The following is a 12,946-nucleotide window of genomic DNA, read 5'->3' as shown; positions in this document are numbered from 1 at the left end:
TACGGTACGGTTCGTGCGCTTTATGCGGCAAGCGCTCCCATGCGTCAAGATAGTATAAGACGATTTTTCCGAGTGAACGCACTCTAAGTAGCCGAAGGCTGGGCTCCGCCGCATGAGGCTCCAGTCAAGAGAACGATTGCGGCTGCATCCCTGTTGAGGCACAAAAGCGGATGGGGATCCACGGAGACGGTAGATGAAGACGACAATCCTGCTCTGCGTCGCCCTGCTCTGCGGTTCCGATCTGGCATCTGCCGCTGAAATGCGATGCGGCTGGCTGCGAAATCCAACGCCGGCGAACTGGTGGCTGGAGGACAGCGACGGCTCGTGGACGATCATGACCCAGGGTGGAAATGATGAGCCCCAAGGCATGGACATGATCCCGGATATCTCCGAGCACGACTACGTCGCCACGAACGGCAACTACGGCTATGCCTGCGCTTGCATGAGAGTGGAGACGAACGACGACCGGCATATCATGCGTATCCGGTCTTTCACGCAAATGAAGCTGGCGAAATGCGAAATGGACCGGAAGCTTCCGAAGCCGTGACGGGCTACTCGGCGGCCACCGTCATCCGCTCGCCCTCCATGTCACGCATCGGCGACAGACCGTAGAGCCGGCTGTATTCCCGGCTGAATTGCGACGGGCTCTGATAACCGACGCGGTGGCCGGCCGTCCCGGCATCGAGCCGCTCCATAAGCATCAGCCGACGCGCTTCATGCAGGCGAAGCTGCTTCTGATATTGCACGGGCGTCATGGCCGTGACCGCTTTGAAATGATGGTGAAAGGACGACACGCTCATGCTGACTTGGTCGGCAAGGTCTTCGATGCGCAGTGGACGCGCGAAATTCTCCCTCAGCCACGCGACGGCACGCGAGATCCTGTTGCTGTGGCTGTCGGCGGTGGCAATGCTGATCAGCCGCGCGCCATCCGGTCCGGTCAGCACCCGGTAGAGGATTTCCTGTTCGATCAGCGGCGCCATCGCCGCGATATCATTGGGACGATCGAGCAAGCGCAGCAGGCGCACCGCTGCATCGAGAAGCTCCGGCGTCGCGATGTTGGCGATGATCCCGCGGCTTTCCGCCGGCATCGGCGCGTGCGGAATATCGGCGCGGCCCATCAGGTCAAGGACCTTCTCGCTGTTGACGGCAAGCGTCAGACAGAAATGTGGAACTTCGGGACTGGCCTCCACAACGCGCCATGTCACCGGCAAGTCCAGCGACGTCAGAAGATAGTCGCCGGCACCATAGTCGATGACATCGCTGCCGAGCCGCAAGCTCTTCGCGCCCTGGATGACCAGAGCAATGCAAGGGCGATAGCTCCCATGGCAGGGAGCGCTCGGCGTTGAGCGGCGGCTGATCCGGACGCTTTCAACCGCCGTCTGGAACTCGCCTTCGGTGCTTGCGTGGCGCGCCGCGATCGAAGCGATTTCCTGGTAGGGATTGAACGGCAAGGTCATACGGGTGAGCCCTTCTCTGCGGCACTGGCGGGAAAGTTATCTAGGATACCTTTCAAGCGACGAAAATAGCCCTCTCGTTCAATTTTGCAGGATCATGCAAGAAGCTCGGAGGATCGCTCTAACACCAGTCGCCGCTCGTGAGGCATAACAGATCATCCTCTCCACCACTGAAATGAAGGACATTTCCATGCCGATAGCAAAAGGCTACGCCGCAACCGATGCATCCAAGCCACTGGCACCCTTCACCTTTGAACGCCGCGATCCCAACCCGGACGACGTCGTCATCGACATCAAGTTTGCCGGCATCTGCCATTCGGACATCCACACCGTCCGCAACGAGTGGAAGAACGCCGTCTATCCGATCGTGCCCGGCCACGAGATCGCCGGCATCGTCTCGGCTGTCGGTTCGGCCGTAACCAAGTTCAAGGTCGGTGACCGCGTCGGCGTCGGCTGCTTTGTCGACAGCTGCGTCGGCTGCGCCTCGCGCGACGTCGACCTCGAACAGTACATGCCGGGCCTCGTAGGCACCTACAACAGTGTCGAAGCCGACGGAAAGACGGCCACCCAGGGCGGCTATTCCGACTCCATCGTCGTCAAGGAAGGCTATGTCATGTCCATTCCGGACAACCTTCCGCTCGATGCTTCCGCGCCGCTACTCTGCGCAGGTATCACGCTCTACTCGCCGCTCCGCCACTGGAATGCCGGTCCCGGCAAGAAGGTCGCGATCGTCGGCATGGGCGGCCTCGGCCATATGGGCGTCAAGCTGGGCGCTGCCATGGGCGCTGACATCACCGTGCTTTCGCAGTCGCTGTCGAAGAAGGAAGACGGCCTGAAGCTCGGCGCCAAGGAATACTACGCCACAAGCGACGAAGAGACCTTCAAGAAGCTCGCCGGCGCGTTCGATCTGGTGATCTGCACGGTCAGCGCCGAAATCGACTGGAACGCCTACCTCGGTCTGGTGAAGGTCGATGGCGCCTTTGTCGTCGTCGGCGCGCCGGAGAACCCGATCCCTGTTCATGCCTTCTCGCTGATCCCGGGCCGCAAAAGTATTTCCGGCTCGATGATCGGCTCGATCAAGGAAACCCAGGAAATGCTCGACTTCTGCGGCGAGCACAACATTGTCTCGGAGATCGAGAAGATCAACATCCAGCAGGTCAACGAAGCCTACGAACGCGTCCTGAAGAGCGACGTCCGCTACCGCTTCGTCATCGATATCGCCTCGCTGGCAGCTTGAGACCAAAGGCGGCTCCCAGGAGCCGCCTACTTCTTTTCCTGGATCGTCTCCCTTTGAGTGATCAGGCGAGCGCTTTGCTGGCCGGTCAGATAGATCCACAGCCAACTCCAGGCGACGGCGAAACGCGAGCGGGTGCCTATCAGAAAGTAGATATGGGCGAGACCCCATATCCACCAGGCAATCCATCCCCTCAGCTTGATCCTGCCGAAATCGATGATTGCCGCGCTTTTGCCGATGGTCGCGAGGCTGCCCTGATGCCGGTAGCGAAAAGCTGGCGGCGCATCCTTTCCCTTCAGTCCCGCGCGGATAACCTTCGCAACATATTCACCCTGCTGCTTGGCGGCTGGCGCAATGCCCGGGACCGGTGAACCGTTTTCGCGCATGACCGAGGCTGTGTCGCCGATAACGAAGACGTCGGGCAGGCCCGGCGCTCTCAGATCCTTCTCGACGATGGTCCGGCCGGCGCGGTCTTCGGCAACACCCAGCCACTTGGCGGCCGGCGACGCCTCGACGCCCGCCGCCCAGACGATCGTCTTGCTTGGAATGAACTTCTCGCCCATGCGAACACCGTCGGCCGTGCAGTCCGTGACGAATTCTCCAAGATGGGTCTCGACGCCGAGCTTCTCCAGCGCCCGTTGCGCATAGGCGGACAACTCTTCCGCGAACGTCGCCAGCACGCGCGGCCCGGCCTCGACCAGCACAACCCTCGCCTTATGGGTGTCTATGTTCCTAAACTCCGACGGCAGCGTAAAATGTGCCAGTTCGGCGATGATGCCCGCAAGCTCGACGCCCGTCGGCCCCGCACCGACGATGGTGAAGGTCAGCAGGGCATCGCGGACGGCAGGATCGGTTTCGAGTTCGGCGTGTTCGAAGGCCAGAAGCACGCGGCGGCGGATCGTCGTGGCATCCTCCAGGGTTTTCAGCCCCGGCGCCACGCGCTCCCACTCGTCATGGCCGAAGTAGGCATGAGTCGCGCCCGTCGCGAGAACAAGGGTATCGTAACGTAAAGTCGTGCCGTTCCGTAGAGTCACTTGCTTTACCTTGGTGTCGACAGCATCGACCTCGCCCAGGAGCGTAGTCACGTCCGGCCGATCACTGAAGAGATGCCGGATCGGCCAGGCAATTTCCGAGGTGGAAAGGATGGTCGTCGCAACCTGATAGAGCAGCGGCTGGAAGAGATGATGGTTGCGCCGGTCGACAAGCGTGATCTTCGCGCCCGCGCCTTTCAAGCCGTTGACGACCTGCAGCCCGCCAAAACCGCCTCCGACAACGACAATATGGTGATCACCCATGCGCTACCCTTCCGTGCCAATACGTCGGTGCCAATGTCGTTGATTGGAGACAGCATTCAACCTATGCCTTCGCATAGCTTACCTGCGCAGCTCGAATGTCGGCCGTTGTGTGCTTGCTATTCGGCATAGCCAACGGGAATGGAGATGCCACCTTTCAGCAACTCCATCGAGATCGATGCGGAGACGTCGAAGAGTTCGACCTTCCGAACGATCTGTTTGTAGATGACATCGTAGTGCTCGACACGCGGCAGCACGATCTTCAGGATATAGTCGTAGTTGCCCGTCAGCCGATGTGCCTCCACGATCTCCGGTATATCGCCAATCACGCGCCGCAGCTTGTCGATCCACTCGTCGGAATGGTGCGCAGTCTTGACCATTGCGAATACGGTTGTCGGAACGCCCATCTTTTCACGGTCGAGAACCACAATCCGTCGGGCGATGTGCCCGCTCTCCTCCAGCCGCTGGATGCGACGCGAACAGGCCGAGACCGACAGCGCAATGCGCTCTGCAAGCTCCGCCACGGAAACGCCGGCATCCGCCTGCAGATATTCCAGAATTCGTCGATCGCGATCGTCCAGCATTGTAGTCCCCGACAATTACGCCGATATTTTGCACAACTTAACAAAAACGCGCAACCCACGACCGCGAAACTGGCAATTCCGACAAACAATGCACGCAATTTGCGCGACGCTCGATGCATGATTGTCAAATCAGAATGCAGTACGGGAGAGCAGGAAAATGCAGACAATAGGCCTGATCGGCGGCATGAGCTTTGAGAGTTCCGCAGTCTATTATCGTCTGATCAACGAGATGGTGCGTGAGCGTCTGGGCGGCCTGGCTTCCGCTGAGCTTGTCATGCATTCCGTAAACTTCGAAGAGATCGTCTCGATGCAGAAGGCCGGAGATTGGACCGCCGCAGCCAATCGATTGGGAGACGTGGCCCTGAACTTGCAGGCCGGCGGGGCGAACTGCGTTCTCATCTGCACCAACACCATGCATCTCATCGCCGATCAGGTCGCGTCCCGCATATCCGTACCCCTGATCCACATCATTGACGAGACGGCGAGATCGCTGAAGGCTGCAAGCTGCAAGCGCCCGTTGCTGCTCGCCACCCGCTATACGATGGAGCACGGCTTCTATGCCGACCGCATGAAGACGCTAGGCGTCGACATCATGGTTCCAGAGGCAGCTGATCGCACCACGGTTCACGACATCATCTTCAACGAGCTTTGCGCCGGCAAGGTTGTTGAAAGCTCCCGCGAAAAGCTTATGAGGATTATCGAGCGCGCGCACGCAAAGGGCGCCGACGGCATCATTCTCGGCTGCACCGAAATTTGCCTGATCCTCGATCCGAACCGACTCCCCCTTCCGGGTTTTGACACGACGGCAATCCACGCCAAGGCGGCAGTCGATTTCTCGATCGGCGAAGAGGCCATCAAGGAAACGGCCGCAGCCTGAATTTAATTGACTCAGTCAATCAATTGCAGGACAAAGTCTTCATTAGGAGACCTTGTCCGATGCCCGATCCTGCGCTGATCAATTCCGCCCGCGACTTCAATCGCTTCTACACGAATTTTCTCGGCGTCCTGAACAAGGCGTATCTCAACACGCCGTTCACGCTCACCGATGCGCGCGTTCTCTTCGAGGTCGGCTCGCGCGGTCGTGTCAGCGCGGTTGCGCTCGCGAAAGACCTGCAGCTCGACCCTGCCTATCTCAGCCGCATTCTCAAGCGTTTTCGCAGCGACTCCCTGATAGAAACCAAGGCCGACCCCACCGATTTGCGCAGCCAGGTTATAACGGTCACCGACGAGGGAGGTCGACAATTCGAGGAACTCGGCAGACGCTCGAATGCACAGCTTGCCGAGCGGTTCCAACGCCTCAGCGATGCTGAGCAGCGACACGTCGTGTCGGCGATGAACACCATTCGTGCCCGACTGGACCCGGAGGTCAAATCGGCGCCAGCCATCATTCGCGCCCATAGACCAGGTGACATCGGCTGGATCATCCAGAGCCAGAGCAAGGCCTATACCGAGGAGTATGGCTGGGACATGCGCTTCGAAGGCCTCGTTGCCGAGGTCGCAGGCAGATTCCTGACGAACTTCGACGCGGCAAAAGAGTGCTGCTGGATGGCGGAAAGCGGCGGCATCAATATCGGCTCGGTTTTGATTGCCGATGGCGGAGACGGTATCGCGAAGCTCCGCCTCCTCTATGTGGACAAGGCAGCCCGCGGTCTCGGCCTCGGCAGGACACTGGTTGACGAATGTATCCACTTTGCAGAGGCCAAGGGATATCGCCAGATATCGCTTTGGACCAACGACATCCTCCATGCCGCGCGCGCCATCTACATCGGGAGAGGTTTCCGACTTGTCTCCGAAGAGAGACATCGGATGTTCGGCCCGGAAGAGAATGGGCAAACGTGGGTTCTGGACATCTGATTTGCTGCGTCGCAAAAATTTCGCTTGATTTGGAAACGATCATTTCCTAATTAGATCACCATGACGATCGCAACGGTATCGAAAGAAACACGGACACGCGGCAGACCGCGGCAGTTCGACATGGATACGGCGCTCGACAAGGCGCTGCGCGTCTTCTCCGAGCGCGGCTACCACGCCGCCTCGATAAGCGAACTGACGGAAGCAATGGAAGTCGCCGCGGGCAGTGTCTACAAAGCCTTCAGGGACAAGAGGGGAATCTTCCTCGCGGCCTTTGATCGGTATCGCGCGGTCCGCCTCGGCCTGCTCGACGCCAGGCTCGCAAAAGTCGAGACAGGCCGTGACAAGCTCCGCGAAGTACTGGCCTCCTACGTCATCTCGTCTCACGGCGAGTCCGGGCGGCGTGGCTGCCTGGTTGTCGGAAGCGCAAACGAGCTCGCACTATTTGACGAGGAAGCCGCCAACCGCGTCGCTGCTGCCTTTGCGACCGACGAAGCGTCGATCGCCGAGCTTATTCGCCTCGGTCAGAGAGACGGTTCGATTTCCAGCGAAATTGACGCTTCGGCCACGGCGCGCGCGCTAGTCTGCCTGACCAAAGGCATGCGCGTCGTCGGGAAGACCGGACCCAATGAAGAAGATATGGCTTCCGTGGCCGAAATAGCCTTGAAGCTGCTCACCTGACCGCCGCATTCGACGAAGCTGAGCGGAGTTTCGGACAGCCTTTGCAACACGATCTCAACGCCTCCCTGCCCTCCGGAGTCTAGCATGAGCCTTTCAGCCACCACGCGAGAAACCATCGCTCCCCAGACGATCTCGCCCTTGATGACCTTCCTCTTTGCTGCTGCCTGCGGCCTAGTGGCTGCCAATCTTTACTACGGGCAGCCGCTGGCTGGCCCGATCAGTGCCTCGCTTGGTTTCAGTCCGGCCGCGACCGGCCTGATCGTGACCCTGACGCAGATTGGCTACGGCCTGGGATTGCTGTTGATCGTGCCGCTTGGTGATCTGCTCGAAAACCGCAAGCTGGTGCTGACGCTGATCGTCGTCTCCGCCGTTGCCCTCGTTGGGGCCGCCCTCTCATCGACGCCGATGATGTTTCTCACGGCCTCGCTCTGTATCGGATTAGCGTCGGTCGCGGTACAAGTCCTCGTCCCATTCGCCGCCAACATGGCGCCTGACGCCACGCGCGGCCGGGTCGTCGGCAATGTCATGAGCGGCCTGCTTTGCGGTATCATGCTCGCTCGCCCCTTCGCCAGCTTCGTCGCGGAGGGCAGTTCGTGGCACATGGTCTACTTCGTGACCGCTGCATTCATGATCGTCCTAGTCGTCATTCTGCGCGCCACCTTGCCGGTCCGGGTTCCTCACACCAAGCTGGGCTACGGCGAATTGCTAGCCTCCATGGCACACCTTGCCCTGCATTCCCGCATCCTGCAGCGCCGAGCACTTTATCAGGCAGGCATGTTCGGAGCCTTCAGCCTTTTCTGGACAACAACGCCCCTGTTGCTCGCCAGCCCCAGGTTCGGCCTGACGCAGAACGGCATAGCGCTGTTCGCGCTTGCAGGCGCCGCCGGCGCCATCGCCTCGCCGATCGCCGGCCGTATGGCCGATCGCGGGCTTACGCGAGCAGCCTCAGCGCTGGCCATGCTGCTCGGCATGTCAGCGTTTCTCATCAGTCATTTCACGACAGACGGTTCGCTGACCGCCCTGCTGTTGCTGACCGCCGCTGCGATTCTTCTCGACTTCGGGGTGACGACCAATCTCGTCTGCGGTCAGCGTGCGATCTATGCGATCAGCGCCGAACACCGCAGCCGCCTGAATGGTCTTTACATGGCCACCTTCTTCGCAGGCGGCGCTCTGGGTTCGGCCGTCGGTGGCTGGGCATATGCCACGGGCGGCTGGACAATGACGGCCTGGATCGGCCTGTGCTTCCCCGCCTTCTCCTTCCTGCTCTTCCTGACCGAAAAGCACAGGAAGTAGTCCTGCATCAGGTCGGGGCCGAATCAAAACGCAGCCGGGCAGCGCGGACCGCATCGTGGTTCTCCTCTGCCCAGTTGAGCAGCAGCGCCAGCGTGCCATAAAGAGACTGTCCGAGATCGGTCATCCGGTATTCGACGCTTGGCGGCTTGGTGGGGAACACCTCGCGCTCGATGTAACCGTCGCGTTGGAGGTCACGCAGTGTCTGCGTCAGCATGCGCTGCGAGATATCGGGGATCATCCGGCGCAACTCGCCGAATCGATACGGCCGCTTAGACAGTGCTTCCAGCATCAGCGTCGACCACTTGCCGCCGATCTGCTGCATCATGTCGCGCACCGGGCAATTGTTGAAATCAAGGTTGCTGAGGTCGACGTCGCGGCGTACGCCGGATGCTGCCTTGCTCTTCAGGTTGACGACCGTACCGCTCATGCGTTGGTTCCCTTTTGGTAACGTATGGCGCAAAAACTGCCTTCTTTACAGCCTTCGGTCAATTCCTATTTTAGAGCTAGTCTCATTTAGAGACCACACAGCACCCAGAGGCAGAATCATGAGCGAAACCATCCTTATCACCGGCGCCGCCGGCCAACTCGGCCAGCGCATCCTTCATCACCTGCTCGAGACCTACAAGGTTCCCACGGCGCATCTCGTCGCCGCAACACGCGACCCGGCAAAGCTCGCAGATCTCGCTGCCAAAGGTGTCTCAACCCGCAAGGCAGATTTCGATGACGCAGCCACGCTGGACGTCGCCTTCAAAGGCGTGGATCGCCTGCTGATCATCAGCACCGACGCGCTTGCTGTCCCCGGCCAGCGGCTCAAGCAGCATACGACCGCCGTTGAGGCTGCCATCAGGGCTGGGGTCAAGCACATCGCCTATACGTCTATGCCTGCGCCGAACAATTCGCTGGTTACCTTCGCGCCGGATCATCTTGGCACCGAGAATGCGTTGAAGGCCAGCGGCATACCCTACACGATCTTCCGTAATGCATGGTACATGGACAACTACCTGCTCGGCATGCCGCACAATCTGCAGGCCGGCAACTGGTTTACAGGCAGTGGTGACGGAAAGGTTTCGAACGTCTCTCGCGAGGACTGCGCAATAGCGATTGCCGCAGCACTGGCGTCGGGCACCAGCGAAAACGCCACCTACACATTGACCGGCAGTGAATCGTTGACAGCCGATGAGATCGCCGCCGTTGTCGCGACCGCGGTCGGGAAGCCGCTCATGGCAGTCAAGGTTTCTGATGAGCAGCTGGGTCAGGGGCTGCGCAGCGCGGGACTGCCCGATTTCGTCGCCGACATGCTGGTATCTGCCGACGCGAACATTCGCGCCGGAAATTTCGACATAGTGACAGGCGACGTAAAGACACTGACCGGCAAGCAGCCGGAGAAGCTCGAAGCCTTCATCGCGGCACACAAGGCAAGCCTCCTCGCCTGACGCGGGTAGCAAAAGATCCGCCCGGCTCCAGCGGGCGGATCTGCCGGAACGCGGGGTCTCAGACTTTCTGGCCGCAGGCGCGGCAAAACCGGCGCACGGTTTCAGCCATGCCATACTCCAGCGCATCCGCCGTCAACCCATGTCCGATGGACACCTCGGCCAGCTTGGGGATGCGTGTAACAAGCGGTGGCAGGTTCGCCACGGTCAGGTCATGTCCGGCATTGACGCCCAGCCCCAGCGCAAGCGCGGCATCCGCCGTCTTGCCAAGCGCCTCGAGGATCGGACCCGCCCGTTCCGGCGCATCGTAGCAGCCGCCGTAAGGACCGGTGTAAAGTTCGATCCGGTCGGCACCCGTTGCCTTCGCGATTGCAACAGCGTCTGCATCGCCGTCTCCATCCGCAAACAGTGACACACGCGTTCCCGTCGCCTTCAAACGCCCGATCACCTCGGTCAAAAACTGGCGATGTGCGCGAAAATCCCAGCCGTGATCGGAGGTGGCCTGCGAAGGGTCATCCGGAACCAGCGTCACCTGTTCGGGCGCTGCCCGCTCGCAGAGTTCGAGGAAGTCGTCCGTCGGATAGCCCTCGATGTTGAATTCCGCATGCGGAAACTCGTCGTCGATCAGATTGCGGATCACGGGTAGGTCAGAAAAACGGATATGACGCTGGTCTGGTCTAGGGTGGACAGTCAAGCCACTCGCACCCGCGTTGAGCGCGATGCGGCCCAGTGCTTCGACGCTGGGCCAAGGCAGATCACGACGATTGCGCAGCATTGCCACGGCATTGAGATTCACGGAAAGCGTAGTTGGCATGGCGGATTTCCACTGAACAAAGGATATTTGCTTTTAAGCCAATCATGCCGCCAGGGCCAACCAGATTCGTGCATGGATGCATGCGAATCGCTGATAACTAAATACAACTAAAGAGCGCATGAGGATTAACGTAGCTCCAGTTTCCCTTGACCGTTTTTCAAACACTTAATCGTTAGTTTTCAGACCGCCTTCCGTTTGGTGAGGAGGCACTTCCTGCAATCTTTCCGGTGCATTGCTCTCCTATTTAAAAGTCACTATTTTTAGTACGAACAAGATATGTTATTCGCGCATAACGTAAGTGCAGGATATCGAATAATCCCGCTTGCGTTACTTCAACGTTGAACAAGGACACTCACAGGAACACCGCTCGACCGCACCGCTTCTGCAACGCGCAGAACCGCATGCACAACAGGAGGGTTCATGGCAGAAACTTACAAGCAGACGTTTTCGTCAGGCACGTCCCCGCAATCGCTCCCCAAGCACCTGTTCCTCCCGCTTGCCACACTCCCAGCCGACCTTCCTCGCGGGAGAGTGCCGATCGCAGACATGGCGAACGCCTTTGGCGTGACGCACAGGACCCTCCATTTCTACGAAGAAAAAGGGTTGATCTCCGCGAGCCGGATCGGGCTTATGCGCGTCTACGATCAGGGCGATGTCATGCGGATGGCGGTAATCAATGCCTGCCGCGAAAGCGGGATGGCAGTGGCCGTCATCCAGGATCTGATGAAAGACTTCCGCAACGCGGATTCGCAGGAAGCTGCCGAAGGTATCTTCAATGCCGCATTGATGACGCGCAAGCGTGAACTGACCGCGGAGATGTCGACGCTGCATCGCCAGTTGCAGCAGGTAAGCGATCTCCTTGACAATCGCGACCGCGACGAAGCGCAGTTCAACGACAATCAGAACGAAACAGCGCTGACGGACCAGGAATCGCGCTGTCTTGCGCTGATGGCCGGAGGATTGTCGACCCACCGCATTGCCCGCACGCTCGATCTCAAGGACGACGATGCACAATCTCTGGAAGCAGGGATCATTCGAAAGTTCAGCGCCAACAATCGCTTTCAGGCAATAGCCAAAGCCGTTCTGCTGGGCGTCGTTCAGGTCTGAAGCCGCATTCTCGCGGGCACTACGATCTCCACAGCATTTCCAGGCGTGGCCTATCGCACGATTGTCAGCGTTTCTGCCGCGCGCGTGACGGCGGTGTAGAGCCATCGCTCGCGGGTGTCTCGAAATGCCCAGCTCTCATCGAACAACACCACATTGTTCCATTGCGAGCCCTGCGCCTTGTGGACCGTCAGTGCATAACCAAAGTCGAACTCGTCGTAGCGCTTGCGCGTGTTCCAGGGAATCTCGCCATCGACGTCCTCGAATGCCTGCTTCAGCAGCTTTATCTTGGCGGCACCGCGATCCATGTCATCGTCTTCCGGCCGGATAAGCAGGTTGATGCCCGGTTTCGTGGTCTCCTTCGACGACGTCATCACCTGCCAGAGCGAGCCGTTGAGCAATCCCTTCGCGGGATCGTTGCGCAGGCATACCAGCTTGTCGCCGGTCTGCGGATAGTCGGTGGAAAAGCCTTTCAACTCGCGCAGGCGCTGATTGTAGCGTCGGCGCGTGCGATTGGTGCCGACCAGTACCTGGTCGGCATCGAGAACCAGCGACTGGTTGACCTCGTTCTTGGAAATCACTTGTGCCGCACCGTAATCACCATGCATGATCTCCTTGCCCTCGCGGATCTGCATCGCGAGCTGGATGATCGGGTTATCGCGTGCCTGCCGATGAATGTCCGTCAGCAGGTAGTCCGGCTCCTGGTTGGTGAAGAAGCCACCGCCGGTGACGGGCGGAAGCTGACCGGGATCGCCCAGCACCAGGATCGGCGTGCCGAAGCTCATCAGGTCCTTGCCGAGCGCCTCATCGACCATCGAGCACTCGTCGACAACGATCAGCGCTGCCTTCGCCACCGGGCTCTGCCGGTTGATCGAGAACATCGGGGCGATCGACGTCTTCCCCGTCTCCTCATCCTCGACCGCTTCCTCGCCGCGCGGCCGGTAGATCAACGAATGGATCGTCCGTGCGTTGCTGGCACCACGCGAACGCAGCACCTGCGCGGCCTTGCCGGTGAAGGCGGCGAACAGAACGTCGCCATCCACATGCTCCGCGAAATAGCGCGCAAGCGTCGTCTTGCCCGTGCCGGCATAGCCGAACAGACGAAAAATCGGAGACCGTCCCTCCTTCAGCCATGTCGAAACGGCCTTCAGGGCTTCATCTTGTTGCGGGGCAAACTGCATCGTAGTTCGACTTGGCAGGATTCGCTTG

General features: G+C 59.7%; 14 protein-coding genes. 8 read left to right on the top strand and 6 right to left on the bottom strand.

All coding sequences use genetic code 11. The features are described 5' to 3' along the window. Positions 1–193 precede the first annotated feature (193 nt). The gene (locus ASC90_RS07965; protein ID WP_056537947.1) at positions 194–547 is read left to right on the top strand and encodes a DUF4087 domain-containing protein; all 354 of its coding nucleotides are present in this window, start codon (positions 194–196) and stop codon (positions 545–547) included. Positions 548–551: 4 nt separating this feature from the next. Here the strand turns inward: ASC90_RS07965 and ASC90_RS07960 are convergent, their stop codons facing one another. After that, on the bottom strand, positions 552–1,457 hold the full coding sequence (locus tag ASC90_RS07960; protein WP_056537945.1) for an AraC family transcriptional regulator: 906 nt from the start codon (positions 1,455–1,457) through the stop codon (positions 552–554). Positions 1,458–1,644: 187 nt separating this feature from the next. Between ASC90_RS07960 and ASC90_RS07955 the strand changes: the two genes are divergently transcribed. Beyond that, a complete protein-coding gene (locus tag ASC90_RS07955) occupies positions 1,645–2,691 on the top strand; it encodes an NAD(P)-dependent alcohol dehydrogenase (protein WP_056538142.1) in 1,047 nt (348 codons plus the stop codon). A gap of 26 nt (positions 2,692–2,717) precedes the next feature. On the opposite strand, the gene ASC90_RS07950 is transcribed toward ASC90_RS07955, so the two are convergent. Together ASC90_RS07950 and ASC90_RS07945 are read right to left on the bottom strand one after the other, a co-directional pair. Then, the gene (locus ASC90_RS07950; RefSeq protein WP_056537942.1) at positions 2,718–3,983 is read right to left on the bottom strand and encodes an NAD(P)/FAD-dependent oxidoreductase; all 1,266 of its coding nucleotides are present in this window, start codon (positions 3,981–3,983) and stop codon (positions 2,718–2,720) included. 116 nt (positions 3,984–4,099) lie between these two features. Continuing rightward, positions 4,100–4,564: an Lrp/AsnC family transcriptional regulator gene (locus ASC90_RS07945; protein ID WP_056537939.1), complete on the bottom strand. Its 465-nt coding sequence runs from the start codon at positions 4,562–4,564 to the stop codon at positions 4,100–4,102. A gap of 157 nt (positions 4,565–4,721) precedes the next feature. On the opposite strand from ASC90_RS07945, the gene ASC90_RS07940 reads away from it, so the two are divergent. The 4 genes from ASC90_RS07940 (at position 4,722) to ASC90_RS07925 (ending at position 8,389) form a co-directional block, all read left to right on the top strand. Beyond that, a complete protein-coding gene (locus ASC90_RS07940; protein WP_056537936.1) occupies positions 4,722–5,441 on the top strand; it encodes an aspartate/glutamate racemase family protein in 720 nt (239 codons plus the stop codon). A gap of 59 nt (positions 5,442–5,500) precedes the next feature. Continuing rightward, positions 5,501–6,418, top strand: a complete 918-nt coding sequence (locus ASC90_RS07935; RefSeq protein WP_056537933.1) for a helix-turn-helix domain-containing GNAT family N-acetyltransferase — start codon at positions 5,501–5,503, stop codon at positions 6,416–6,418. Between the two features lie 60 nt (positions 6,419–6,478). Continuing rightward, positions 6,479–7,096 (top strand): TetR/AcrR family transcriptional regulator, encoded by a 618-nt coding sequence (locus tag ASC90_RS07930; protein WP_056537931.1) that lies wholly within the window; start codon positions 6,479–6,481, stop codon positions 7,094–7,096. Positions 7,097–7,180: 84 nt separating this feature from the next. Continuing rightward, entirely contained in the window at positions 7,181–8,389 is a 1,209-nt protein-coding gene (locus ASC90_RS07925) for an MFS transporter (RefSeq protein ID WP_056537929.1), read from the top strand. A gap of 7 nt (positions 8,390–8,396) precedes the next feature. On the opposite strand, the gene ASC90_RS07920 is transcribed toward ASC90_RS07925, so the two are convergent. Beyond that, positions 8,397–8,816, bottom strand: a complete 420-nt coding sequence (locus ASC90_RS07920; RefSeq protein WP_056537926.1) for a helix-turn-helix domain-containing protein — start codon at positions 8,814–8,816, stop codon at positions 8,397–8,399. 118 nt (positions 8,817–8,934) lie between these two features. Between ASC90_RS07920 and ASC90_RS07915 the strand changes: the two genes are divergently transcribed. Next, entirely contained in the window at positions 8,935–9,822 is an 888-nt protein-coding gene (locus ASC90_RS07915; protein ID WP_056537923.1) for an SDR family oxidoreductase, read from the top strand. Positions 9,823–9,880: 58 nt separating this feature from the next. On the opposite strand, the gene ASC90_RS07910 is transcribed toward ASC90_RS07915, so the two are convergent. After that, positions 9,881–10,633, bottom strand: a complete 753-nt coding sequence (locus tag ASC90_RS07910) for a pyridoxine 5'-phosphate synthase (protein WP_056537920.1) — start codon at positions 10,631–10,633, stop codon at positions 9,881–9,883. 420 nt (positions 10,634–11,053) lie between these two features. On the opposite strand from ASC90_RS07910, the gene ASC90_RS07905 reads away from it, so the two are divergent. Beyond that, positions 11,054–11,740, top strand: a complete 687-nt coding sequence (locus ASC90_RS07905) for a MerR family transcriptional regulator (RefSeq protein ID WP_056537917.1) — start codon at positions 11,054–11,056, stop codon at positions 11,738–11,740. Between the two features lie 50 nt (positions 11,741–11,790). On the opposite strand, the gene ASC90_RS07900 is transcribed toward ASC90_RS07905, so the two are convergent. After that, on the bottom strand, positions 11,791–12,918 hold the full coding sequence (locus ASC90_RS07900; RefSeq protein WP_056537913.1) for an ATP-dependent RecD-like DNA helicase: 1,128 nt from the start codon (positions 12,916–12,918) through the stop codon (positions 11,791–11,793). Positions 12,919–12,946: the final 28 nt, after the last annotated feature.

The sequence above is a fragment of the Rhizobium sp. Root1220 genome (genome assembly GCF_001426265.1).
Classification (GTDB): Bacteria; Pseudomonadota; Alphaproteobacteria; order Rhizobiales; family Rhizobiaceae; genus Rhizobium.
This window is presented reverse-complemented; position numbering and strand designations above follow the sequence as displayed.